The organism is Nocardia sp. NPDC057353, from assembly GCF_042667085.1.
Lineage (GTDB): Bacteria > Actinomycetota > Actinomycetes > Mycobacteriales > Mycobacteriaceae > Nocardia.
This window is the reverse complement of the sequence record NZ_JBHVAK010000005.1, coordinates 11469-37206: the sequence shown is the minus strand read 5'-3', so window position 1 is coordinate 37206 and position 25738 is coordinate 11469. Positions and strand designations below refer to the sequence as shown.

The 25738-nt window shown below is 77.4% G+C and carries 1 protein-coding gene; it reads left to right on the top strand.

Annotated elements, in window-relative coordinates; all coding sequences use genetic code 11:
* Window positions 1–2 precede the first annotated feature (2 nt).
* Window positions 3–25733, top strand: coding sequence for a hypothetical protein (locus tag ACFUUZ_RS03960; RefSeq protein WP_378692302.1), 25731 nt, complete (start codon window positions 3–5; stop codon window positions 25731–25733).
* The last annotated feature ends 5 nt before the right edge of the window (window positions 25734–25738 follow it).

The following is a 25738-nucleotide window of genomic DNA, read 5'->3' as shown; positions in this document are numbered from 1 at the left end:
CGATGGTTGACCTACCCGGTGGACTCCTCTGGCTCGCCGAGGCGGTGGTCGGCGTCGACTACCCCGAGGGCAACCCCGACGAGATGTGGGCGCTGGCCGGTGACTGGCGTGCCGCGGCGGACGAACTGCGCGCCATCCTGACCGAGATCGACGCCGCCAAGGGGCTCGCGCTGAGCGCCTACCCCGGTGGCGTCGGCGGTGAACAGATGGCCACCGCCTTCGACAGCATGCGCACCGGGGACTCGTCCATCGAGGCGCTCGCGAACCAGTTCGCCGCGGTCGCGGGGATGGCGGACGAGTTCGGCACCGAACTCGAGTACACGCAGCTGATGTTCTACACGTCGCTGGCGCTGCTGGCGGCGGAGATCCTGGCGGCGTGGATCTTCCCGCCGACCGCACCCGCCGTGCAGGCCGCCGCGGTCGGGATCACCAGGATCGCGCTGCGGATCCTCGCGCAGAACCTGATGAACCGCATCATCAGCCTGCTGGCCAGGGTCGTCGGGCGGAAACTCGCGACCTTCCTGGTGCGGCACATCGCCATCGACACCGTGATCGGCACCGTCCAGGAAGTCGGCATCCAGGCGTACCAGGTCGGCGAGGGACACCGGAAGGACATGAACTGGGATCAGGTCGGGTTGACCGCGCTCAGCTCCGCCGCCGGTGCCATGGCGGGCGAGTGGGGCGGGAACCTCGCCGGGCGCGCGCTCTCCCGCAATCGGCCGCCGCTGCCGGAGGGGGTCATCCCGCCGCCCATGGGGTGGCGGGACGGCGCCGTCGTCGGCGCCACCGCGGGGTTCACCGGTGCCTGGGGTGGGTGGGCGGCGGGCACCTTCGTGCCCTATGTGTCGACCGGGTTGACCGAGGGGTGGGACAAGGCGAACGAGGAGTTGAACCGTTCGCTCTCGCAGTTCGACTGGCGGAGTATCAGCGGTGGGGTGGCGAGTGGGGCGCTCACCGGGGCGAGTCGGGCCAGGGCGGATTCGTGGTGGCAGGGGCGGCATCCGGAGTTGTATCCGAGTGGGGGTGGTTCCGGAGGTGGGGATGGGTCCGGTGATGGGGTCGGTGGCGGTTCGGGGGGCGGGGATGGTGCCGGTGGCGGGAGCGGCGGTGGTTCAGGGGCCGGTGACGGGTCCGGGGCAGGGGATGGTGCTGGCGGCGGGTCAGGGTCCGGTGCCGGTTCCGGGGTAGGGGATGGTGCCGGTGGCGGTTCGGGGGCCGGTGACGGGTCGGGTTCGGGGTCCGGGAACGGGGCCGGTGACGGGTCCGGGGCAGGGGATGGGGCCGGTGATGGCTCGGGTTCGGGCGATGGGTCCGGGGCCGGGAACGGTGACGGGAGCGGCTCGGGTTCGGGTGACGGCTCGGGGAGCGGTGCGGGGGACGGCGGGCGGTCGGGCGAGCAGGACGAGGGGCGGATCGGCGGTGGGCCGTCGAGCGTCGAGGGGGAGGCGCGGGCCGGGCTGCCGGGGGAGCCCGCGCCGTCCGGTGACGGCGGCGGTGCCAGGGGGGCCGATTCCGCGGCGGCCGCCGACGGTGCGAGCGAGGGTGACCGGCAGGCGCACGACGGGGCGCGGGCGGCCGACGAAGCAGGCGCGACCGGGCGGGATCAGCCGGTGGTCGCGGGCAGCGACGGATCGGCGGCCGGGCCGGACGGTGCGCGCGGCGACGTAGGGCGGACCGAGGGTGCCGCCGCCGACGAGCCGACCGCCGCGGATACGGCGGGCAGGCCGTTGGAGACCGGTGAAGTCGCCGGTCCCGGGGACAGTGCCGCAGGGAATACGGCACCCGGTGCCGCCGCCGGCGCAGCGCCCGGCGCACCGGCCGCAGGCGGGGCGCCCGGTATGTCGGCAACGGGTGGGGCGCCCGGTGGTACAGCCGCGGGAGCGGCGCCCGGTGGTGCCGCGGGAAGCAGCACCACGACCGGTGCGCCGAGCTCGGCGACATCGGGGCAGAGCAGCGGAAGCTCACCGGTCGGGCCGGGCGCCGACGGCCGCGCGACCGGCGGTGACGCACGGGGAGCCGAGCCACGCACCGCGGGGCAGTCCCCCGCACCGCGCGCCGACGGCCCGCGGCCGCTAGGCGAGGTCCGGTCGGGCGAGGTCCGGTCGGGCGAGGCGAGGGCGAACGTGCCAGGCCCGCGCGCCGACGGCAGCGCACCGCACCGCTTCGAGGGTCGAGCCGGTGCCGCCGAGATGCCCGCTGGCCGTCCCGCCCCCGGCGAGGGGACGGCGTCGGCGCAGCGCACCGGCACCGAAGCGCCGCGCACCGAGCCCGAGCCCGGCCGCCAGACCACCGCGCGCGCCGACGGCGGCCCGCCCGCCCGCGCGGCAGAGAGCGCTCCGCAGCGCCCGGCCGAGCCGAGCCCCGCAGGCCGCGGCGAGCATCCCGCTGCGCGGGGCGCGGACGGCACCCAGCCGCGCAGCGGAGACGGCGCAGCGGCCCGCACCGGTGACGGTGGCGTGGCCAGAACCGGGGACGGCGCCGCAACACGGTCCGGTGACGGTCCGGGCACGAGGGCCGCGGATGGTGCTGCGGCCCGGCCCGGGGACGGTGGCGGAACCAGAACGGTGGAGCGCGGCGCGACCGGCTCGAGCAACGATGCCGCAGGAAGGACTGCGGATGGCCCGAGCGGCAGGAACGGTGACGGCGCCGGGGGTAGGCCCGAGGACGGGGTCGCGGGACGGAGGGCCTCCCCGGAGGGGACCGGGAACAGGACGGCAGATCCGGACGGGGCCGGGAGCAGGGCGGCGGATCAGGACGGGGCTCGGCCCGCGGACGGATCGCGGGCCGACGGCGCCGCGCGGGCAGGCGACGGTCTGGGCGCCTACGACGGGAACGGGCGCGGGCCCGCGCCGGGAGATCGAGCTGCGGCGACGGAGCCGGGCACGGCTCCCGGCCCGTCTCGACGGGCGGCGGATCCGGACTTCGACGGCACGGTCGTCCTCGTCCCCCCGGTGGACCCTCCTCCGGTCCGGGTGCCGGAGACCGGCGCGGCGACCCGCACGGAACCCGTGGTGGCGCCTCGGGACGGCACGCAGCCGGAGGCGGCGAACCGCGGCGAGTGCGCCCGGCTCACCCTGCTCGAGATCCGGGACGCGACCGGGAGCGAGCGCATCCGGGTGCCGGAGCCGGTCGGCCTCGCGGGCATGTCGGCGACCGAGGTGGCCACCGCAGCGGGCGCCCCGCTGCGCGACGTCCCGCGGGTGCTCGGCGGCGGATCGCCGCACACCCCGCTGGCGGCCGAGCTGCTGCGGCTGGGTGCGGGCGCGCGGGCCCTGGTGGTGGACCGGTACGCGGGCCAGGTGGACGAGCACGGCGTCGGCGCGCACGCCTACGGCCTGACGGTGCGCGCCGGGCCGGACGGCGAGCTCGCCATCGAGGTCTCCGACCCGGCGCACGGCAGGCGCGGCGGGTTCCCACCGGCGACGCCGCGCGAGCTCACCGGCGTCTCCGCGGTCCTGTTCGACCGCGACGGCGTCCCGGTGCGGCCCGCCGCCGCGGACTGGCCGGTGCGCGCCGACCCGGCGGACGTCGAGTCGACGACCGGCCGCCGCATCGGCACCTCGCTCGACGACTACCCGGACCAGGTGCGCTCGCTGCTGCAGCAGAGCGCGGTGGGGCGGGAGGCGCTGGCGGCGCTCCGGCGGCACCGGATCCGGGACTCGTTCGAGCCTGCCCACGAGTACGTCTCCGGCCACTACCGCTCCGACGAGCTCACCGCGACCGTGTACGCCGACTCCGGCGACCACATCGACCAGGCCCTCACCCTGATCCACGAAGCGGTGCACGCGGAGTACGACGCGACCGGGCGGACCGCGAACACCCGCGAGCGGCTGTTGACGCTGGAGCGCGACGCCTACGTCGCCGCGATGGTCCGCGAGGAGGCCGCCGCCTTCGGCCGCGAGTTCGAGTTCGCCCGCGAGCTGCGCGACGCGGGCTACCGGGTGCCGATCAAGCCCTTCGAGAGCAGATACCTGATCGAGTACGCGAAGGCCATGAACAGCGCGTGGCAGCAGGATCCGGCCGCGACGGAGGCCGAGCTCACCGCGCGGGCGCGGGAGTCGGCGGTGGACGCGATCGCCCGCGACGTCGGCACCGCGGACCGGGTGGGCGGCGATTCCTACGAGCAGAAGTACACCCGGGCCTGGAACCGCGCGCACGAGGACGCCCCCGGCGCGCTGTACGCGGAGATGCCGCCCGCGGTGCGCGCCGCCATCGACGAGCTGACCGTGCTCGCCAGGGCGAGCGAGAACACGCAGGACGCCGTAGCCGACCGGATCGACGACCTGGCGGCGCGGCTGCGCATCCCGGCCGCCACGTCGCCGTCCGGCATCGAGGAGGCGGCGTCGGCGGTGCTGGCGCGCACCGCCGACGAATCGGCGCTGCTGGCCAGGCTGCTCGGGGTCGAGCTCGCCGACCTCGGCGACGCGGTGCTGCCCGCGGACGCCGGGGCGCACCGGACCACGCTGCAGCGCAGGCAGTTCGACGCGCTCGCGCTGCTGGACGCGCTCGACCAGCTGCGGCACGAGCGGAGCGCGTCCGATCGGGCGTGGCGCGCGGCGCTGACCAGGGCGACGGACGAGGTGGTCGCAGGCTATCTCGGCGCCGACGGCCGCAGGGTGAACGAGCAGGTGGCGATCGAACCCGGGGAACCGCCCGCGGTGGTCGTCGTGGGCCGGGCCGATCCGGCGGAGGCGATCGCCGCGGTGCGCTCCGACCCCGAGGTCGCCGCGGTGCTCGCCCACCCGGACGTGGCGATCCAGCGGCTCGTGGTCGACCTGCATCGGGACGGCAGCGTGACGGTGCAGCGGCTCGGCGCGGACGAGCAGCCTGCCGCGCCGCACTTCCCGGCGGCGTCCGAGCGCACCCCGGCGGCGGTGCCGCAGCCCGACCGGGTCGCGACCTACACCGCCGAGCAGGTCTCGGCGGTGCGGAACCTGCTGACCCGCACCGATATCGGCCGGTGGGCGGACGGGGTGCTGACGGCGGCGGGGGTCGGCGTGCGGTACGAGTCGGGCGCGGAGCCGCGCTACCTGCCGGACCGGCGGGTGCTCGTCCTCGACCCCGGCCTCGGCCGGGTGGACCAGGCGCTGGCGCTGGCGCACACCGCGATCCACGCCGACGCCTCGCGGTTCCGCGAGTCGGCGAGCACGACCGCCGAGCGGCTGCACCGCTCGCGCGCCGGATTCGCCGACGCCATGCTGCACGAGGAGGGGCGGGCGCACGCCATCGAGATCGAGCTGCGCAAGCAGCTGCGCGAGATCGGGATCGAGGTGCCCGCGGATCGGCTGGAGCGGATCTACGACACCGGGTTCCGCGCCACGCACGCGGCGGCCTTCCTGGCCGATCCGGCCGCCGTCGACACGCTGTGGTCCGCGGGCATGCTCGGCGGCGCCGACGCGCTCGCGCGGGAACTGGGCCGGACCGGCCCCGCGGTCGACGGCCCCGGCTACCGCGCGCTCTACGAACAGGCATGGCAGCGCGCGAACGGGCGCCGCGCCGAGCCGGTCCCGGCCGCCACCGGGCTCGACTACGACGGCGCGGTGCCGCTCACCGAGCTCCCGCCGCCCGGCGACGACGCGGCGCGCGTGCGGGAGCAGGTAGGGCAGGAGCTGGAGCGGCTCGCCCGGCTGATGGAGCGGGAGCGGGCCGCCGCGGCGCAGCGGCACCGTGCGGCGGTGGCGCAGGTCGAGGAGCTGGCGCGGCGGCACACCGCCGCGCCCGCCCTCGATCCGGCCAGGGCCGACGCCGTCGCGCAGCTCGACGCCGAACTGCGGCGCGCCGTGGCGCAGCTGGACGCGGCCTACCAGCGGCACACGGACACGGTCGCGGCGGTGCACGCCAGGCTGCAGGCACAGCTGGGGCCGATGCTGCGGGCGAGCGCCGACGCGCCGGAACGGCTGGCGGCCCGGCTGCGCCACGAGACCGCGCAGGCGCGGCGCGCCTTCGTCGCGAGCTGGGACCGGCTCACCATGGACCGGCTCGGCGCCGAGGGCGATCTGGACCTGCTGCTCGGGCGGCGCGGCAGGGACACGGCGCCGGACACGCCCGCGCCCGCCGTCGACCTCGACATGCTGACGCCGGGGCAGGAAGCCGACGGCAGGAGCATGCGCGCGGTGCTGGCCGCGGTCACCGCGATCGGCGACCGCTTCGGCACGCCCGACGGCACACCGGAGAGCGGCCCCGCGGACCGGGGCGACTGCGTCCGGCTCGCCCTCCGCGACATCAGGGCGGAGACCGGCAGCGGGCACATCCGGGTGCCGTGGCCGACCGGGCCGGAGGGGCTCTCCGGCGCGGAGCTGGAGGTCGCGGCGGGGGCTCCGCTGCGCGGGGTGCCGCCGCCCGAACCCGGCGCGCCCCCGCACGGGCCGCTCGCGGCGGAGCTGCTCGGCCACGGCGCGGGCACGCGGGCGCTCGTCGTGGACAGCTACCGCGGGCCGACGGACCGGTTCGGGGTCGGCTCGCACGCGTACCAGCTCACCGTGCGGGAACGGCCGGGCGGCGAGCTCTACCTGGAGATCTCCGATCCGGCGCGCGGCGTGCGCGGCGAGTTCGACCCGGCCCCCCGGCCGGATCTGGCCGCGGTCTCCGCGGTGCTCTACGACCGGGACGGGGTGCCGCTGCAGCCGCAGGCCGCCGGCTGGAGCACCCCGGCGGAGGCGGTGGTCGCCGGGCGCGTCGGCACCGCGCTCGATGACGGCCCCGAGCAGGTTCGCGCACTGCTGGCGGCCACCGAGAGCGGGCGGAGAGCGCTGGAGCTGTTGCACCGGAACCGCATCCCGGTGCAGCTCGGGCCGCGCGAGCCGGGCTCGAACACCGTGGGGAGGTACTCGCACCAGCGCTCCGAGGCATGGGCCGAGAACGGCAACCGGTACCGCACCGCGGCCGCGGTCGTGCACGAAGCCGCGCACGCGCGCATCGCCGTCACCGGCCGCAGCCCGCACGACCCGGTGGAGCTGCTCCGGCTCCCGCTCGACGAGTACGTGGCGCGGGCCGCGCGGGAGGAGGCGGCCGCCTTCGCCGAGGAGTTCCGCTTCCTCGCCGAGCTCCGCGCCGATGGCCACGACCTGCCGCCGATCGCCCCCGCGCTGGCCGAGGTCTACCGGGACGCCTTCACCCAGCGCCTCGCCGAGCTGCGGGCCGACGCGGAGGTGATGGCGCACCGGCGCCCGGCGGATCGGGTGCCGCTCGGCACCGAGGAGGTACTGCGGGCGCACGCGCACGAGGCCGCGATCGACGCCCTCGTCCCGCACGTACTGGCGCACCCCGCGCCGGGCGCCGACTACGCGAGCAGGTTCCGCGCCGCGTGGGAGGCGGAGGCTCCGCGGCGGCCGAGCGGCCTGTTCGCCTGGCAGGCCCCGCTCGGTGCGGCGGCGCCGGTGGTGCACGCGCACGCGACCGAGGCGCGGTCGTGGGAACGGGTGGCGGAGCGCGCCGACGCGCAGGTCGAGCGGGTGCGCACGGCGCTCGGAATCGCCCCCGGCGGGTACGACGCTGATCTGGCGGGGCTGCTCGACCGGCGCACCGCGCTGGAGCGGGAGGTCTTCGCGACGACGTACGGCCTCGCCGAGGCCGATATCGCCACGACGGACCTCCGGGGTGCGGCATCCCGGGAGCGCGCCGCGCTGCTGCGCCGGGAGTTCGACGCGCACACGCTGCTGGACACGCTGGAGCGGGCGGAGCACGCGCGGGCAGCGGCGGGCGCGGCCCGCGGCCTCGCCTTCGACGCCGCGGCGCGGGAGGTGCTCGGCAGGCTCGGCGCCGAGCTGTCCGACCGGGCCCGCGCGGTGACCGACCGGGTGGTCCTGGTGCCGGGCGCGCCGCCGCGGCTCTTCGTCGCGGGCCGGGCCGCGCCGCACTTCGCGCTCGCGCTGGCCGACGCCGCCGCCGCGGACCCCGAGGTGGCGGCCGCGCTGCGCGATCCGGCCACCGATGTCCAGTACCGCGCCATCGACGTGACCGACTCCGGGGACGCCTTCGTCTACCCGGCCGACGGCCCGGCCGACCGCGGCGAGCCGGAGTGGCAGTGGGCCGACCGGCGGGAGCCCACAGCACCCACCGATCGCGCGGGCGCCTACACCGCCGAGCGGGTCGCGGCCGTGCGCGCGCTGCTCGACCGCACCCCGATCGGCCGCTGGGCGGGCGAGATCCTGGACCGGGCCGGGGTGACGGTCGGCTACGAGACCCGCGGCGAGACCAGGTACCAGCCGGATCGCCGCGTGCTCGTGCTCGACCCGGGGCTGCCCGCCGCCAGGCAGGCGCTCGCGCTCGCGCACGCGGCGGCGCACGCCGACGCCGCCGTCCGCCCGGAGGCGGTGAGCCCGACCGCGCGGCTCATGACGCTCCCGCGCACCGACTACGTCACGGCGATGCTGCGCGACGAGGCCTACGCGCACGCCGTCGAGATGGAGGCGCGGGCGCAGCTGCGCGCACTCGGCCACGACATCCCGGTGGACCACCTCGAGCGGGTCTACACCGAGGCCGCGGGGGACCGGGGCCGCGCGCTGCGCGCCGATCCGGCCGCCGCGGGACCGGAATGGCGGCGGGCCTTCGACGCGGGCGCCGACGAGCTGGCCCGCGAGTTCCGGCTGCCGCTGGACGAGGACGAGCCCCGCCACCGGTACTCCCGCGCCTGGGACCGGGCGCACGGCCGCGACGTCGACGAGCCGGGCGCGCTGCGCACCGACCCGCCCGCCGCCGAGCCGCCGCGGATCGGCGCGCTGCGCGACGACGCCTGGGACCAGGTGCACGACCTGCTGCGCCGCACGCCGATCGGCCGGGAGACGGTCGCGATCCTGCGCCGCGCCGCCGTCGCGGACGAGTACCCGGAGGTCGCGGAGGTCGTCGGGCACACCATCGGGCTCTTCATCCCGGACCGGCTGCGGGTGCTCGTCGCGACGCTCGGCTACGGCGTGCCCGAGGTCGCCCGCACGCTGGTCCACGAGGCCGTGCACGTGGAGTGGGCGGCGCAGGGGCGCTCCGACGGCGGCGCCGCCGATCTCGTCGCGCTCGGCCGCGACGGTTTCCGCGATGCCAGGATGCGGGAGGAGGCGGCCGCCTTCGCCCGCGAGTTCGAGTTCGACGCGCAGCTCAGGGCGGCCGGGATCGAACCGGGACCGCCGGATCCGCTCGCGGCCGAGTATCGGCGGGCGTACGACGAGGCCGCCCGCGCGGCGACCGGGACCCCCGACGAGGTGCGGGCCGCCGCGCAGGCCGCGGGCACCGACGCGGTGCGCCTGGCCTTCGACGACCCGGACTCCGAGACCGGCGCGGTCTACCGCGACACCTTCGACGACGCCTACGACCTGCTTGTCGCCAGGTACGCCGAGGCGACCCGGGTGCCGCTGCACCCGGAGCAGGCCGCGCTGCTGCAGGCGCTGAACCGGGACCGGATCGTCGCCATGCGCGAGATCGCCGTCGTCTACGAGGAGTACGTGGCGGCGCACGAGCGGGCCGGGCTGCCCGCACCGCGCCGGGCGGCCGCGCAGCTGCCCGCGCTGGTGGCCGAGCTCACGCGGGAGCGCCGCGAGCTGGCCCGGCTGCTCGGCGTCGACCCGGACGACCTCGGGGTGCTCCGCCCCGCCGATCCCGCGCTGCGGGGCAGGCAGGAGGCGCTGCTCCGGCTCGAACACGGGGTGCTGCAGATCGCGGACGCGGCGGATCGCACCGTGGTCAGGCAGGACGAGGTGACCAGGACCGCGGCGGCGTACACCGACGCCGCCGCCCGCGCGGCGCTCGCCCACCTGCTCGGCGGCGGACCGGAGGCGCGGTTGGTGACCGACCGGGTGGGGGTGCGGGCGGGCGAGGTGCTCGTGGTGGCGCAGGAGCAGGACGCGCCCGCGGCGCTGGCGGCCGCGTTCGCCGCCGACCCGGCGCTGGTCGACGCGGTACTGCGGCCGGAGACCGAGCTGCGGCTGCTCGACGTCGAGCTCAGGGCCGGGCTCGACTTCCTCGAGGTGCTCGCCGACCGCAGGCTGCCCGCCGAGGTCGCGGAGCTGGTGTCGGCCGCGCTGGCCGGTCCGGAGCAGCCGCCCGCGCCGGACCCGGCCGCGGAGAACGCCGACCGGGCGGACACCCTCGCGGCCCGCCGCACCGCGCGGGTCCTCGACCTGATGCACCGGACCGAGTCCGGGCGCTGGGCATCGGAGCTGCTGCGGCGCAACGGCATCGAGATCGGCTACGAGCCGGGCGCCGCCCCCGCGCTCGCCCCGCTGCGGCAGGCGCTCGTCCTCGACCCCGGTGCCGCCGACCCGGAGCTCGCGAGCGCGCTGGTGCACGCCGCGGCGCACCTGGACGCCGCCGCCACCGCGCCGGACCGCGCCGCCGCCTGGAACCGGGTGAGCCGGGCCGACTACCTGTCCGGGATGGTGGCCGAGGAGGCGGTGGCGCACCGCAGGGAGCTCGAATTCCGCCGCGAACTGCGCGAACTCGGGCACCGGCTGCCCACCGACGCGCTCGAGCGGGCCTACCGCGGCAGGCCGGGGACCGCCGCGGCCGACGGCACCGAGCGGATCAGGGCCACGCTGGCCGCCACCGGCAGGTACGACGCCTGGTACGGGCAGCAGTGGGACCGGGGGACCGGCGCGGCCGACCCGTCCGCGGCGCCCGACGGCTCGGCCCCGCGCCCCGCCGACCCCGGCGACCGGCAGCGGATCGCCGCCCCGGACGGCACCGCCGCCCGGCCCGCGCCGCGCGGTACCGGCGCGCCGCGGGACGAAGCCGCACTCCGCGATGGTGCCGTGCCGCGCGACGGCGCAGGCCGGGATGGGGCCGCGGTCGACGTGCCTGCGCGGCCCGAGGCGCCCGCGGCGAGCGACGCGGCGCAGCCGGTCCGGCGCGACACCGGGCGCGGCCGGTGCGCCGAGCTCGCGCTGTCGCTGATCCGGGCGCTGACCGGCAGCACCGTCATCCGCGACTTCGAGCGAGCCATCGGCCCGGAGGGGGTGACGCAGGCCGAGCTGACCGCGGCCGCAGGCGCCGCTCCGACCCGCTTCACCGGCCACGACAGCATCGCGACGCGGCTGCTCGAGCTCGGCCCCGGCGCGGCCGCGCTGGTGATCGACCAGTACACCGGCGTCGACGGGTACGGCGTCGGCGCGCACGCCTACGTGCTGCACAACGCCGACGGCACGCTGCTGGTCCGCGACCCCGGCGCGAACCGCGACCGCCCGTTCCCGCCGGGCACCGCCGGGGTCAGCGCGATCAGCGCCGTCGTCTACGACGCAGCGGGCAGCCCCGCCGCGCCGCTCGCCGACGCCGACGCGCCCGCGGGCGAGATCCCGGTCCGGGTCGGCACCGTCGCCGACGACCATGGCGACCAGGTGCGCCAGCTGCTGGCGGGCACCCCGACCGGCCGGGCGATCCTGGCCGCGCTCGACGCGGGCCCCGCCCGCATCGGGTTCGACGAAAGCCACCCGGCGGACGGCGGCCTCGGCGAGTTCCGGCGCGCCGAGCTGGCCGCGGTCGCCTACACCAGGGACGCCGACCACATCCGGCAGGCCATGGCCCTCGCCCACCAGTCGGTGCACGCGGAGCGGTTCGTCTCCGGCGAGACCGCCTACACCGACGCGGCCGTCCGCACCATGCGCCGCGCGGATTTCGTCCGCGCCATGCTCGAGGAGGAGGCGCTGGCCCACGCTCGGCGCTTCGACCTCGCCGAGGAGCTGCGCGCCCGCGGCCACGAGGTCGCCGCGCCCCGGATGGAGCAGCACTACCGCGACGTCCGCGACGGTGTGCTCGAGTCGCTGGCCAGGCACAACCCGGAGGTGCCCGCGGCGGAGCGGGCCCGGATCGCGACCCTGGTCGCCGCCGACGCGCTGCTGCCCCTGCTCGCCGACGGCCCCGACGAAGGCAGGCCCGACTACCGCGCGCACTACGGGGAGGTCTGGGACCGGATCCGGCACACCCCGCCCGCTGGCCCGGACATCGCGCTGCACCTGCCCGAGCCCGCGGCGGCCGAGCGCATCCGGCGCGCCACCCTGCACCGGGACGACGCGGGCGTGCGGGCCGAGGAGGTCGCGCGGGAGTTCGAGCGGCGCGCGCGGCAGGCGGGCATCGACCCGAACGCCCCCGCGGACACGATCGCGGCCGCGCTCGCCGCCGAGCAGCGCCGCGCCGTCGCCGCCGCGGCCGATCCCGCCGCCGACCGGGCCGCCGCCCTGACCAGGGCGCACGACCTGCGCAGGCTGGCCGACCTGCTGACCGCGCGGGAGCGGCTCGACGCGGAGTTCGATCGCCGGGCAGCCGCCGCGGACGCCGTCGCCGCCGCCGACGTGCTGCGCGCCGCCGTGGCCGGGCATCCGGGCGCCAGGCTGCTCGGCCCCGCCGCGGTGCTGCTCCCCGGCCGCCCCGACCGGCTGCTGATCGTCGGCGACCCCGCGGCCGCGCTGCGCGCCGTGCCCGAGGCGGAGCTGGTGCGCCCCGATGTGATCCGCGAATACGCCGACGTGCGGGTCGACCACCGCGGCACCGTCCGGGTCCGCTACACCGCGGAGCCGCCCGCGCTGTCCGCGCCGCCCCCGGAGCCGGATCCGACTCCCGGGCCCGAGGACTCGGCGGACACCGCGGCCGCGGACCAGCTCCGCGCGGTCCGGCGCACGCTGGCCGAGACCGAGGTCGGGCGCTGGGCCGACGAAACGCTCGACCGGCTCGGGGTCGAGATCCGGTTCGCCGACGACGGCGTCGAGCGGTACGCGCCCGCCCGCAACCGCCTGCTGCTCGACCCGGGCGCCACCGCCGCGGCGCAGCTGCTCGCCCTGGTCCGCGGCGCCATCTACGCCGAGCTCGCGCACCGCCCCGGCCCGGACGCCGCGCACGAACGCATGACGCTGACCAGGGACCAGTACATCGGCCGGATGCTGGACGGCGAGGCGCGCGCCCACGCCATGGCGGTCCAGGCCGCGATCCAGCTGCGCGCCGCCGGGCACGACGTGCCGGTCGGGCCACTGGAGCAGCGCTACACCGACGCCTTCGTCGCGGCACGCCGGGCGGACGCGGGCGACCTCGCGCTTCCCGGCGCCGAACTCGACCGCCGCGCCAATGCCGCAGGCCTGGACGCGCTCCGCCCCGAGCTGCGCACGCACCGCCCGGAGCCGGACGGCCCGGAGCTGGCGACGACCTACGGCCGGATCTGGGACGCCGCGCACGGCATCCGCTCCTTCGCCGACGTGGTCGCGGCGGCCGCCGAGTCCGGGGTGCGGCAGCGCGAGCTGCTCGCCTCCGGCGCCGACGGGCCGCTGCGGCAGGAGCGGATCACCTACGCGGACGGCACCGTACTGGTCGAGGAGACGGTGCGGACGGTCGCCGAGGCCGACGCGCACGAACTCGCCGCGCTGCTCGCCGCGGCGGTCGGCGCCGACGCCCCGCGGGTGCTGCGGGTCGCCCCGACCGTGGTGCGGCTGGAGCAGCTGCCCGGCGCGCCCGCCGCCGAGCGGTTCCCCGGCTACACCGACCCGCACCGGTTCGGCTTCCTCGGCACGCCGAGCGCCCGCGCCATCGGCCTCTTCGACGCGCTCGCCGCCGTACCCGGCCGCGGCGCCGACGGCTGGCAGGTCGCCGAGCACGGGCGCGCCGTCGCGGCCATCGGCAACCGGAACGCCTTCGCCGGGCTGCGCGGCGACGCGCTCAGCCCGTTCGCCGCCGCGCACTTCCTGCGCCCGACCGACGACGGCGGCGCGGAATTCCGGCCGCACCGGCTCACCCGCGGCGAGGTGGGGCACCTGGAGTTCCGGATCGAGGCGCTGCGGGCGGAGTTCGAGCGGCTGGGCAGGGCCGACTGGCACGACGGGGTGCGGGAGCGGCTCGCCGCGCTCGCGGCGAACGTCGCGCCGGACCCGGTGCCGGAGCCGCCGATCCCCGCGGGCTTCGACGGCACCGGGAACGTCTACGCCAACCGGTACGGCGGCACGAAGGCATTCGGGCTCTTCGCGCGGCTGGAGGACGGGGTGCTGACCCTGACCCTCCGCGTCGGGCCGGGCACCCCGGACGGCCGAACCATGTTCGCCGAGGCGATCGCCGCCTTCGGCGACCGGGTGCGGGTGGTGGAGAGCCAGTGGTTCGCGGGCGGGCCGCTCACCGACAACCTCGACACCTTCAACGCCGCCATCGGCGACCTCTTGCGCACCAACGAGGAGGCGGCCGCCGCGACCTTCACCGGTCGGCTGGCCGCGGAGTTCGGCTTCACCGAGGTCGAGATCCCGCCGGACGGGTTGGAGGGAGCGCCGGGTGAATACACCGGCGCGGTGGTGCACTTCCGCCGTCCGGAGGAGCCTGGCACCGGGATGCTCGAGCAGCGCGCGGCCGACTCCGATTCCGGGCAGGCACCCACCGGGCCGCCGCGGGATTCCGTGGCCGCCGCCCGGCTCGCCGCCGAGCTCGCCGCGGGGCAGCACGAACAGGGGGCGGCGCGCGCGGCGGGCGACCCGGAGCGGCTCGCCGCGGCCGACGCTCAGGTCGCCGCCGCCGAGGCGGCGCTGATCAGGCAGGTGGAACGTGACCTGCTGCTGAGCGCGGGCGCGACCCCGGTCAGCGGCCGGGTCGGTGTCGGCGGCGGTGAGCCGCCCGCGGTGCTCGTCGTCGGCCGGGACGGTGCACCGGCCACCGCGGCGCTCGCCGAAGCGGTGCTCGCGCACCCGCCGCTGGCCGCCGTGCTCGACGGCGCCGAGGTCTCGGAGCTGCGCCGCGACCCGTCCGGGCGGGTCGATGTCCTGCCCGTCGACCCGGCCGAGGTGCGGGCCGCGCTCGATGCCGCCCAGCGCGACACCCGCGTCGAACCGGACCAGGGGCCCCCGCTCCGGCCGGAGCCGACCGAGCCCTCCGAGTGGTACCGGCGGATGCGCCTCGAGCAGGCCGAGTGGACGGCGAGGACCGACGCCGAGCACGCTGACTGGATGCACGGCACGGCCGACCGGCAGGCCGCCGCGGGCGACCCGGCGCACCGCTGGACCAGGCTATACGCCGATATCGCCGATTGGCGCGCCGACCACGCCGCCGAGCGCCTCGCCCGCCTGCACGAAGCCGCGGGAGACCCCGCCGCCGCCCGCGCGGTCCGCACGCAGCGCGCCGAGCGCAATGCCGCCCGCCCCCCGCTCGAGGGGGTCGCGTACCCGGTCGAGCCGGTGACGCACCCGGTCGAGCAGGTTTCCGGGCCCGCGGACGCGGCAACCCGGCCCGCGGATCAGGGGACGCAGTCGGTGGACCAAGCGGCGACGATGTCCCCGGACCGAGGGACCCAACCCTCGGATCGAGCGACGCAACCCGTCGACGAGGCGACCCCACCCGCGGAACCCTCGACCGAACCCACCCTTCCCGCCCCGGAATCCCTCCGCCTGATCCACGACTTCCTCACCGACCTCACCGACGCGGACCGCGCCATGACCCCGCCCGCACACCCCGAGGCGGTGACCGCGCACATCGAGCGCCTGCTGCACGCCCTCGCGCACCCCGACCTGCGCGCCCACCCGGACCCACTGGCCGCCCTCGCCGAACTGGCCGAGATCGCCGCGCTCCGCGGCGTCCTCGGCGCGGGCGCGGAGCCGATCCGCGGCCTGCGCCGCACCGACTTCGACCCGATCGACCTGGACACCGTCTACGGCGCCGAGCCCTACTGGCGCACCGAGGCCGACCCGGCCCGGCTCGCCGAGATCGAGGCCGACCTGCGGCGCATCGGGCTGAACGGCGACGGTGCCGAACCCCCGCGCGCCCTCACCCCGCCGACCCGCCCCGCCGCCGAGCCACCGGCACCCGAGACCGGCCACCGCCTCACCTCCAGCGCCGACGCCATCGACCGCCTCCTCGACCACTTCGGCCGAACCCGCGCCGACCTCACCCCGGACCGCCTGCCGCAGACCGTCGCCGAACTCCGCTACCGCACCCTGCTCCGCGCCGCGGCCGTCGAGGCGCTGGCCGCCGCCGTCACCAGGCACGCGGACGCACCGGCGGACCGCGCCGCCTACACCGCGGCCGACCGCGACCGCTGGGCGGGCAGGCTCGGCATCGACCCGGCCGCCATCGCCCGCGACCCCGCGGGCGTCATCGCCGACCAGCGCGCCGCCGCCCGCCGCGCCGCCGAGGCCGTCACCGACCTCGCGGATCTCGCCATGGTCGCCAGGGTCGTGGACGGCACGCCCGGCGCCCCGCTCCGCTTCACCGCCGAGATCGACGGTGAACGGGTCCCGGTCCTGCTGTACCAGGAGGACGGCCGCTGGCGCGTCGCCACCCGCGACCGCATCGACCCGCCCGCACCCGCGCCACAGCGGGCCATCCCGCCGGGCCCCGGCGAGCGCAAACCGCTGCTCCGCCGCCTGTGGGACGGGTTGCGCGGCCGCGGTTTCGAGGCGCACACGCCGAAGTACCCGTCCGGCTCCGGGCTGGACGCGCAGGGCCAGCAGGAGATCGTGCACCTCGCGGGCATGGTGCTCGAGGTGCAGGTGCTGACCACCTTCGGCGGCAACCCGGCCAGGGTCGCCAAAGAGGCTGTGACCATGTGGAAGATGCGGGAGCTCATCCCGTTCCTGCGGCGCTTCACCAGCCGCGTGCCCGACCGCGCCGCCGACTACGACCCGCCGCGCACCAGGGACGGCAGCGAGTACCGGTACTGGCTCGACGAAGCCGACCCGGAGCTGGTGCGCCGCGAGTTCGGCATCGACCTCGACGACCTGCGCCGACTGGTCGACGCGGAGGAGCGGGCACCGGAGACCCCGCCGCTCGCCGCCGCGGGGCCGCCGCCACCGGAGGGGGAGCGGCTTCCGCGATCCTCCGCCGAGGCCGCGGCGATGGTGCGGGAGCGGGAGGCCGCCGAGCAGCGCCGCGCCGAGCACGCCGAGCGGCTGGCCGAGCTCGCCGCCGAACTCGGCGCCGACGCCCCCGGCCCGACGATCGAGGAGCTGCTGCACGCGGTGCGGGAACTGGAGTACCAGCAGGCGCGCCGCATCGGCGCGCTCTCCGGCCTCGCCGAGTCGGCCGGGCGGTACAACGCCGAGCACGCCGCCATCCCGTACAGCGACACCGTCGACTTCTTCGACACCGACCCGATGACCAGGTTCCTGCAGGAGGTCATCCGGGCGGGCGGCGGCGAGGTGCGGCTGCTGAACTGGCAGGGGGTGAACAACGGCAGCGAGCCCGGCCGGGTGTGGGGCGACCTCTACGACCCCGATCAGCAGACGCAGGACGACGGGCTCGCCGGCTACTTCGAGCACGCGCTGCGCCGCGATCAGATCAAGGACGAACGCGCCGTCTGGGCCCAGCTGCTCGGGGTCGAGCTGAACGACCTCGCCGCGGACCGGCTGCCCGCCACCCTCGACGAGCAGCGGGAGCGGATCCGGGAACTCGGCGACCGGCTCGCGGACTTCCGCGAGCAGGCGCGGCTCTTCGCCCGCGCCGACGCCGAGGCGAGCGAACTCGACGCCACCCTGGCCGATCTCGCCGCGGGCGAATGGATTCGGCTGCACGACGGCGTTCCACTGGACGCGGGCATCGCGCTGCTGCCGGACGCGGACGGTGGCCCCGGCAGGCTCGCGGTGCTCGACGGCGGGCTCCAGCACGACCGCGTCCTCGCCGACGCGCTGCGCCGCCACCCCGCGCTCGCCGCGGCGCTGGAAGCCGGGACGGTCACCGTCGACTACCGGATCGCGGTGGTGGGCCAGGACGGGGTCATCCGCGTCGCCGCCGCGGGCACCCCCGAGGTGCGGCAGCTGCGCGCGGTGGTCGACGGCACCGCGGCCGAGGTCACCGTGGTGCGCGACGACCCCGCGCAGCCCTGGCGCGTGGTGCCGGACCCGCCGCAGGCGGCGACCCCCGACGACGAGCCGACCCGCCGCCGGGACGCGGTGCTCGACGCCGTGCCGCCGGAGCGGCTCCGGCCCACCGTAATCGAGTTCGCGCACCGCCTCGGCGTCCCGCCCGCGCTCCTCGCCGACGAGGTGCGGCTCGGCGCCGAGATCGCCCGGCTGCGCTACGAGAACGCGCTGCGCGGCGGCCAGATCGAGGCCATCATCGACCACGCCCGCAGCACCTGGGACATCGACGACTACCACGCCCTGACCCAGGCGCGGGAAGCGCTGGCGCACCGGCTCGGCCTCGACCCGGCTCGGCACACGCCCGAGCAGGTCGCCGCCGTCCTCGCCGACCCGAGACAGCGGAACGCGCTGCGGTTGCAGCAGGTACAGGATCTGGTCGCCTACACCAAGCTGCTGCGCGGCCAGGACGCCGCCGCGGTGGACGCCGCCCGTGCGCGGCTGACGGCTCGGCTCGGGCTGGTCCCCGCCGACCTGGCCCCGCGCAGGCACAGCGCCGACCTCTCCCGCTACCTGCCCGACTGGCGCGGCCTCGACGCGGCGGCGCTGCGCGACGCCATCGCCTCCCGGATGCACGCCCCGCAGGCGCGGACGGCGCTGCTGGACGCGCTGACCGACTACATGGCCACCCTGGCCGCGCTCGACCCGTACAACCCGAACGCGCACGCCGACCCCGCCGACCCGCGCGTCATCGACGTCGAGTTCCCGGTGCACCCGCGCGCGATGCAGCACCTGAGCGGGCTCACCGGCGACATCGACGCCTTCACCGAGCTGTTCCTGCGGCGCGGCCTGCCCGTCATCGACCACGCCGCGATTCCGCGCGGCGACCTGCTCGCCAACCGGGACTGGGCGCGGATCAGCGGCGTCGACCTCACCGGCGCGGACGCGGCGCGGTGGGCGGCCGTCTACGAGCTCTACCGCGACGGCAAACTCGAGCAGCACGAGCGGCTGACCCCGGCGCAGCTGGCCGAGGTACAGAGCAAGCTGCGCGACGAGGTGCTGCGCCGGGCCGCGGAGATCGATGCCCTCGAAGCCTTCGCCGCGCGGGCCGCGGGCACCCCGCTGCTCGGCGCGGGCAGCCCCGGTGAGTCCGAGCCCGTGCGCGCGGCGACCGACACCCCGCCGCCCGCCCCCGCGACCGGCGGTGGCGGGGGCACCCCGCCGATCGAGCGCCCCCCCGCCCCGCCATCCGCGGGCGACCCGGACGACGACGGTGCCGGTGACCGGGACGGGTCCGCCGACAGTTCGGAGGGGCAGCTCACTCCGGCGGCGCCGACCGGCCCGGAGGCGCTGCGGGCCGCCGGAGCCCGCCCGCTCACCGACGACATCGGCGTGCTCGACGGCCCGCCGCCGGTCATCCTCGTCGTCGGTGGCCAGGACGGCGGCGCGGGCCGCGCCCTCGCCGCCGCACTCGACCCGGCCCCCACCGGCGACCCGCAGCGCGACGCCGACGCCGCCGCCATCGCCCGCGAACTCGAGCGCCTGCTGCGGACACCGGGCGCCACTGTCGCCGAACTCCGCGTCGGCACCGACCCCGACGGCACCCCGGTCGCCACCCCGCTCACCCCGGAGCAGGCAGCGCGGGCGCCGATCGCCGAGGTCGAGCGGCTGACGGCGGAGCGCGCCGCCGCGGCCGCCGAGCTGGAGCGGGCCCGCGCCGAACGCACCGAGGCCATGCGCGGCCTCCCGGTCGACGACGCGCTCATCGGCGCCGCCGACGACCCGGCCCGCCCGCTGGGGCGCACGCTCGAGGAGCTGCGCGCCCGCACCCTGCGCCTGGACCAGCAGGGCCCGTGGCACGACCGGGTGGACCGGCTGGAGGCCGCGGTCGCCCGCGCCGACGCCGCCGCGGCCGAACTCGCCGGGGTCGAGGCCGAACTCGATGCCGCGCTGCACCGGGCCGAGGCCGTCGAACGCGCCGAGCGCGCGGCCGCGGACCGCCTGACCGCCGCCGCCGAGCGGATCGCCGCCCGCAGGGACGCCGCCGCCGCGGAGCTGGAGCGGGCCCGCGCCGAGCGGGCCGAGGCCATGCGCGGCCTCCCGGTCGACGACGCGCTGATCGGCAGCGCCGACGATCCCGCCCGCCCCCTCGCCCGCACCCTGGACGACCTGCGCACCCGCACCCTGCGGCTGGACCAGCAGGGCCCGTGGCACGAGCGGGTGGACCGGCTGGAGGCCGCGGTCGCCCGCGCCGACCGCGCCGAGGTCGAGCTGGCCCGCGCAGAGTCCGAGCTCGCCGCCGCCAGGCAGCGCGCCGACGCCGCCCACCGCCGCGCCGACGCCGCCCGCCCGGAGCCACCGCCCCGCCCCGAACCCGCGACCCGCCCCGTCCGCAACACGCCCGCCCCGCCCCCGGTTGCGCCCGACCCGCAGTCGGATTCGTCCGACCGGCAGTCGGCTACCGGGGCCGACCGTGCCCCGGATTTCGCGGAGCCTCCGGTCTCGGAGCCGACCCGCCCGCAGCCGGATGTCAGGCCCGGCGGCACCACGGAGCCCATCGCGCCCCCGGCGAGCGGGCAATCCGGGACCGAGCCCGCGACCCGCCCGGTGCCGAACCGCCCCGCCCCGCAGGATCTCCCGGATACCGTCGACCCGGACGGCCAGGCACCCCCGCACCGGGGTGCCGACGCCGAGGCCGTCCGCGCGCACACCGAGGCCGTGGCCCGCCGTGACGCCATCGCCCGGCGCATCGCCGAACTCGCCGCCGAACTCCCGATCCGCGACCCGGCCACCGCGCTCGCCCCGGACAAGATCCTCGCCACCCTGCGCGAACTCGCCGGTTGGCGGCTCACCGACGAGCAGGCGCCCGCCATGGCCGAGCTGGCCGAGCTGGCCCCGCAGCTGGTCGAGGCGGACGCCGAGGTCGCCCGCCTGGCGGAGCGGATCGGCCTGATCGAGGAGTACGACCGCCTGCTCCGACAGCGCCAGGACCTGGCGCGCGAGCGCGAGTTCGTCGCCGCCAAGGCGGAGAACCGGGCCCGCGACCTCGGCGTGGACGACGCGGGGTCGTGGGTCCGCCGCGACTCCGATGTCAGGGACGACGTCGTCCGCGCGCTCTACGCCGCGGCGGCGACCGACCGCGTCGACGTCGGCGGTGTCGACGAGACCAGCCGCGGCGAACAGCGCGCGGCCGACCCCGCGGTCACCCGCGCCCGCCTGGAGCGCCTGCGCAAACTCATCGAGGCCACCGGCCGCTACGACGAACTGAACGAGCAGGTCAGGCAGCTGGACGAGCGGCTGGCCGAGCTGGAGCGCGCAGGCGTCCAGCGGCACCGCCCCGGCAGCGAGGACATCGCCGCCGCCATCGACCGCCTCGCCAGACAGCGCGGCGCGGAACTGCAGGCGGTGAAGCCACGCCGCGCCATGCGCGACGACCTCGCCGAACGGCTCGGCGTGCTCGACGCCGACGGTAACCCGGACGAGCGCGCACTCGGCCCCGACCTGGACCGCACCGTCGCCGCGCTGCTCGACGCCGTCCCCGCCGAGCTGCGCGCGGGCGTGCTGCGCCCGGACCAGGTCCCCGCCCGGCTCCGGGAGATCACCGCGCTCGCCGACGCGGCCCGCGACGTCTACGAGGCGCACCAGCGGATCGGCAGGCTGCAGGACGAGATGGCCCGGCTCGCGGGCGCCTGGCGCGACATCGTCGCTGAGCTGGGCGGCCGGATGGTCACCGACCGCGTCGGCCTGGTGCCGGGGGACCGCCCACGGATCATCGTGCTCGGCCCGCGCCCCGACCCGGCGAGCCCACGCGCCGACCACGACGCCGCGCTCGACGAGGCGCTGCGCCGCTCGCAGGCCGCGGCGCAGGCCATGATGCGCCCGGAGACCACCGTCGAGTACCTGCGGGTCACCGCCGACCGGGCAGGCCGGGTCCGGGTCGAGGCCATCCCGCCGCCGCAGGTCGAACGCCTGGCGGGCAGGCTGTCGCAGGCGCGGCGGCTGGACATGGTCCGCTGGCGGGACGCGGCGGGGGAGTGGCACGACGTCGACCCGACCCGGGCGGGCTGGGTCGCGGGCCGGGACGGCGGCGACCTGCCCGCCAAGTTCTCCGCCAAGGACCTGCCGGACGGGGTCAGCGGCTGGGCGATGGGCGACCTGGTCAACGACATCACCCTGCTCACCGACGACGTGCCCGCGGGGCAGTACCCGGAGAGCCTGCTGCCGACGCACATGCCGCAGGCGTACTCGCAGTACGACACCTCGCAGCTGCCGCCGGGGTACACCGTCTTCACCCAGCACTGGGGCGACGACGCCTACAACATCACCCGCCTGCTGCTGATGGCCGCCCTCACCCCCAAGCACCCGGCGGTGCGCGCGTGGATCCAGCGGCACCCGGAGATCGGGCGCTGGGTGCTGGCCAGGCCGTGGCTGCGGCACATCGCCCCCTTCGGCACGGTGTTCCGCGACTACCCCTGGTTCGCCCCGCCCGAGGGCAACCGGCAGCCCATGCACCGGCCGTGGGACCCCGCCGAGCACACCCAGCCCGGTGAGCGGGTCGAGATCCCGGAGGCGCTGCGCCGCGCCTGGGAGCGCGACGTCGCGAACTGGCGGCGGGTGCAGGAGTGGGCGGACGCCGAGTACGAGCGGTTCCTCGCCGACGACACCGACATCGACCGCATCGCGGTCGGGTTGGAGCAGGCGCGCGCGGCCGCGCAGCGCGACCTCGCCATGCAGGTCGTCGAGGCGGTCAGGGACCGGCTGGTGCGGCCGCACTCCGGCATCGACCCGGCCGGTGACGTCGCCGCACAGCTGGCCAGGTTCGACGAACTGACCGATCGGCTCGCCGACGAACTCGCCCCGCTCTTCGGCACCGACGACCTCGACGCCATCCGCGCTACCATCGCCGACCTGCGCGAGCTGATGCTCGACCCGCGCTACCCCGACAACCTCGCCCCCGAGTGGCGCAGCGGCGAGACGCCGGAGCAGGCGATCGCCCGCATCCTCGGCGGGTACATGCGCGACGACAGCCCGCACTTCACCCGCGAGCAGCTCGAGCAGATCAAGAACCACCTCATGCGGGACGAGCACCTGGTCCGCGACTACACCGACCCCACCGGCCGCTACGTGCACCGGCCGATGGACCGCCTCGCCGACATCGCCGAGGCGTGGAACCGGCTCAAGGCGGGCGAGCCGCTCCCGCAGGACTTCGTGCTGCTGCACGACGCGCTGGCCGAGGCGGAGTTCCTGGCCGCGCGGCCCGGTGCCACCTGGCGGGACGCCAATACGCACGCCGTCGGCCTCGGCCACCACTGGGACGCCGACCGCCCGCCGCTCACCGACTGGCGCGCGGGGATCCCCTACGCCATCGACCCGCTCGCACCGCGGCGGGACTTCCTGCCGCCGGGGTCGGACGATCCGCCCGCGCTCGGGCCGGGGGACGGGCCGCGCACGCTCGGACCGGGGGATGGGCCGCGCCCGTCGGGGGCGCCGGACACGGCCGCGCCGCCCGCCGCCGCCGACCCGCCCGCCGCCGCTGCCACGCCCGATTCGCCCGCGCCCGGTGCACCGGACGGCCGCGCCGAGACCGACTCCCGCCCCGAGGCTTCCGCGCCGCCCGCGAGCACGGCCGACGCCGAGTACCTGCGGCTCGCCCGGGAGTGGATCGCCGCGGTCCGCGAACTGGTGCGGGCGGAGAACGCCCGCGCCGCCGCGCTCGCCGCGGTGCCGGTCGACGAGTCCCTGATCGGCGCCCCCGGCGACCCGGACCGCCCCCTCGCCGAGACCCTCGAAGACCTGCGCAACCGCACCCTCCCGCTCACCGAGCAGGAATCCTGGCACCGCAGGATCGACGATGTCGAAGCCGCGGTCGAACGCCACGACGCGGCCGTCGCCGACCTGGCGCGCATCGAAGCGGAGCTCCGTCGGCCCGAAGCCGAGCCGGATCCCGAGGTCGAGCGGCTGACCCGCGACCGTGACGCCGCCGCCGCCGAACTGGCGCGAGCGCAAGCCGCGCAGGCCGAGGCCATGGCCGGGCTCCCGGTGGACGAATCCGACATCGGCACTCCAGGCGACCCTGACCGTCCCTTCGCCGAGACCCTCGACAATCTGCGCGGCCGCACTCTCCGCCTGGATCAGCAGGAGCCCTGGCACAACCGGGTCAACGCCCTCGAAGACGCGGTCGAGCGGGCCGACGCCGCTGCCGCCGAACTCGACCGCATCGACGCCGAACTCGACGCCGCCCGGCGTCGGGCCGCCGAGGAAGCTCCTGGGCAAGCCGCCGGTATGCCCGGGCTTCCCGGTCCCGCAGGCCCGACCGACGGCGATACCGCACGCGGTGGTTCGGATGACGAGGGTGCGGGTGCCGGAGAGCGATCCGACCGCGATTCGAACGACGAGGACCCGGACAGTGATGATCCGGACAGCGACGATCCCGGCGACGGCCCTGACAACGGCGGCCCCAACGACGGCGGCTCCGACGACTCGGACTCGACCGGCAGTGATCCGGACGACGCCTCCGACGCCACGTCGGACCGGCAAGGCCCGATCCTCCGCTCCCGCCTCCCCAAATTCCCCCGCGTCTTCGACCCCGAACTCCCACCCCTACTGGACATCCCGGTCCGCGACCTCCCCTTCGACCCGGGCGCCACCCCCCAGCCCCCGCAGAACCCCCCGCCCCCCGCCAACCCGCCTCCACACCGCCCCGACGGCGGCGAACCGCCCCGCCCGAACCTCCCACCTGGCAGCGGCACCCCGCCCGGCAGCGGCACCCCGCCCGGCGGCGGCACCCCGCCCGGCGGCGGCACCCCGCCCGGCGGCGGCACCCCGCCCCCGAGCGGCACCCCGGGGCCGACCATCCCCCCGGTCGACCCAGGCACCCCACCCGGCGGCCCGTCCCAACCCCCCGCCCCCACCGATCCCGGCACCCCACCCGGAGGCCCCGGCACACCCCCAACCGACCCCGGTCTGCCGGGTTGGCCGCCAGGTGAGCCCGGTGGTCCTGACTTGCCGGGTTGGCCGCCGGGTGAGCCGGGTGGTCCTGATCTGCCGGGTTGGCCGCCGGGTGAGCCGGGTGGTCCTGATCTGCCCGGTTGGCCACCTGGGCAGCCGGGAGACCCTGGCTGGCCGGGCGTGCCCGGTTGGCCTCCGGGCGGGCCCGACGTGCCAGGCCGGCCGCCGGCCGGCCCCGGCGTGCCGGAATGGTCACCGACTTTGCCGGGTGGTCCCGACTCGCCGGGTCTGCCGCCGCACTCGCCGGGCGATCCCGGCGCGCCGGGTGGGCCGCCGACCACTCCAGGACCGATCACCCCACCGGAGCCGACCCAGCCCGGCGGCACCTCCGGCAACGGCTCGGGCCCTTCGGCACCCGGCTATCAGCCGGGGCAGCCCCTGAGCGCACCTCCGTACCAGGGCAACCCGATCCCGGACTGGCGCGGCAACGACACCGGCACCCAGCCGACGACCACCCCGGTACCGGGCACCGACCCGAACGCGGGCACCGGAACCCCGATGCCCCCGCCCGCATCGGGCGGCACCCCGCACCAGGGCCAGGGCGACGACACGCACAACGGCTCCCGCCGCTACGCCAACAGCTTCGATCACCGCCCCACCGAGGAACCGCGGGCGATCACGGTGCACCCGTTCTCGGGGTTCGGCGTGACGGCCCAGTTCGAGCCCGCGACCGGCCTGCTGCAGGCGATGGGCGCGGCGACGGGCCCGTCGGGCGGCGTGTACGGGGAGATCGGCGAGCAGCAGGTCGTCTTCTACCGCGGCGAGGACGGCCTGATGCTCCGGCTGCAGGAGCGCACGATCGACCTCGAATCGCCCGCGGTGTCGGTGCACTGGGGCCAACCGGAGCCACGCCAGACGGTCTTCGCCGTGTTCGAGGGGGACGCCCCGGTGTGCAGGCTGACGTACCGGTCGCTCCCCGCCGAACTGGATCTCGGCCGGATGATCGGCGACGTGTGCGCCGACCCCGCCCGCCGCGCCGGAATGTTCCCGCGGTGACGCCG